This window comes from Thermogymnomonas acidicola JCM 13583, from assembly GCF_001316105.1.
GTDB lineage: Archaea > Thermoplasmatota > Thermoplasmata > Thermoplasmatales > Thermoplasmataceae > Thermogymnomonas > Thermogymnomonas acidicola.
This window is the reverse complement of record NZ_BBCP01000026.1, coordinates 1-2,197: the sequence shown is the minus strand read 5'-3', so window position 1 is coordinate 2,197 and position 2,197 is coordinate 1. Positions and strand designations below refer to the sequence as shown.

2 protein-coding genes and 1 pseudogene are annotated in these 2,197 nt (G+C 56.7%); all 3 read right to left on the bottom strand.

Annotated elements, in window-relative coordinates; translation table 11 throughout:
* A pseudogene (locus JCM13583_RS11465) lies at nt 1-725 on the bottom strand (peptidase); the annotation flags it as partial.
* Complete coding sequence (locus JCM13583_RS11460) at nt 632-1,024, bottom strand: hypothetical protein (RefSeq protein ID WP_075057770.1); 393 nt, start codon at nt 1,022-1,024, stop codon at nt 632-634. The pseudogene JCM13583_RS11465 and the gene JCM13583_RS11460, both read right to left, overlap by 94 nt.
* 49 nt (nt 1,025-1,073) lie before the next feature.
* Nucleotides 1,074-2,135 (bottom strand): ERAP1-like C-terminal domain-containing protein, encoded by a 1,062-nt coding sequence (locus JCM13583_RS11455; protein WP_075057769.1) that lies wholly within the window; start codon nt 2,133-2,135, stop codon nt 1,074-1,076.
* Between the last annotated feature and the right edge of the window lie 62 nt (nt 2,136-2,197).

The window sequence follows — 2,197 nt, the reverse complement described above, 5'->3', positions numbered from 1 at the left end:
TGGGAGGACCTGAGCGCGTCGCCCATGAGTGCAGACTGTGTGCGCAGCCTCACCATGTCCTCCGTAGCGGCCATCTCTGGGAACTCCCTCTCTATTACCTTGTAAGACATGAACGTGGCGAAGCTCTCGTTAAGCCAGAGGTCGTTCCACCACTCCATTGTCACGAGGTTCCCGAACCACTGGTGCGCTATCTCGTGTGCTATGACCTCCGCTATGAGCTTCATGTTCTGGAAGCTCGTCCTCTCATCTATGTCTAGGTATATTTCCCTGAACGTTATGGCACCCCCCCAGTTCTCCATGGCCCCCCCTGCGGCGAACTCTGGCACGGAAATCAGGTCCATCTTCGGTAGAGCGTACTTTATGTCGAAGTACTCCTCGTAGAAGTCCAGGCACTTCTCCGCCACGGTGAGCGGGAAGTCCGACCGGGTGAGCTTACCTTTAGGTGCCACGAGGCCTATGGAGACTCCATTGTGCACCGTGGACCTGGTGTCGAACTTTCCAACCCCCCCTATGTATATGAGGTAGGTGGACATCCTCGGTGTCTCCCTGAACCTGACCTCCTTCCTTTCACCCTCATAACGGACACTGTCCACAGGCATGTTCGATACAACGTCAAGTTCCCTTCCCACTGTCACAGTGACCCTGAACCTTGCCTTCTTGGATGGCTCATCAACACAAGGGAACATGCGCCTGGCATCTGTAGACTCGAACTGCGTCGTGTACATTGGGCCGCTTGGCGTCTTCGCGGAGTAGAAGCCTGCAGCGTTTCACTGGCCCTGCCCGAGAACGCCACGGATACGGAGCACTCACCGGAGTATGTGCCCTCTATCAGGATCATCTCCCTCTCAGTGTCCTCCCTGAAGGAAACGGCCTTTCCGTTCACGGAAATGCTTCCAATCGATAGGCCTGAAGAGTGCAGGTATATGGGCTCCCCCCCGTGGCAGACCATCTTCACGGTCTCAATCCCATCGTAGGAGCCATCATCCCTTATGTCGAACCTGAGGTCGTAACTGGATACCTCCATGCGTGGAGATGCCATCGGGCATTAAAAGAATCTGGAATGGAATGCCGGATCAGCCACCCTGGACCTCCTTCCTGAGAGATGAATATATGGCAAGGAGCTCCAGCCCCCCCTTGCTTATGCCCATGCTGTTTTCCTGGCCCCCCCTGATTGCCTCCACCTTCTTCCTGGTCTCACCCTCGTCCTCCAGGCCGATGAGGGGTATCATGGCCTCAAGAACGGTGCCCTCGTAGCCCGTCCCGCTGAAGTACTCCACCATCTTGCTGTGCAGGAACTCCAGGTTCCTGAGGGAGAATTGCCTTCCAGAGGGGGGGTTCATGGAACAGGAGATGTAGAACACGTAGAAGTCCTGTTTCTTGACGCTACCCTCCTCCACCAGTCTGTTGAACTTCCCCAGCTCATCGCCCTGTAGCCAGCCCATGGCCCTAATGACGTTCACCCTGTCCTCATCGGACTGCGCCTGCTCAAGGGCAAGGGTGAGTGGCGAGAAGGAGTTCTTCGACCTGGCAAAGGCCATAGCCACTGCACCCCCCCTCACATCCGGGTCGATATCGCCGTACCTTGGAAAGAGCTCAGACAGGCTGGAGGCGTAGTCATCGTCTACCATCACGAGCTTCTGCTGCAGTGAGCTCCTCAGCACGGTATCGTTCTCGTTCTCCCCCTCCTTCTTCTCTCCGAGTCTCTGGAGCTGTGCCCTCATGAACTCCCTTGCCCTGTCCCTGAGTCCCTGGTGGAATGGCAGGATGAGGGTAAGTGAAAGGAGCTCCGATGATATCTCATCCACAACTATGAAGTCCCTCTCGTTCATGTAGGAAGAGACCACCTCAAGGTATCCGTCCACTGGCAGCCTCCTTGACAGCAGTGCGGCGAAGGCATCGTTGATCAGGCCAAGCCTCTCGAGGTTGCTCATGGAACCAAGCCTGCCCAGCACCTCCCTTGAAGCGTCCCCTGTGTAGAAGACCCTGTAGAAGCCGCTCCTCCCCCCCTGGTTGATGTGCCTGAAGCCATCACCACCTACCATTATCTCGGGCGCCTCCATCAGTATGCTCTCCACTCCGCCCTGCCTTGCAATGGTGAGTGGCACGGGGGTACAGGGTGCCTTCGTGGTCACCACTGAGAAGGAACCTCTCCTGCCTCAGCCTGTAGCCTCCTCCAGCCTTCTCCACCGTGATTATC

What these genes read in the sequence shown, in the direction of transcription:
- JCM13583_RS11460 (WP_075057770.1), bottom strand. Translation starts at nt 1,024, where the DNA reads ATGGAGGTATCCAGTTACGACCTCAGGTTCGACATAAGGGATGATGGC.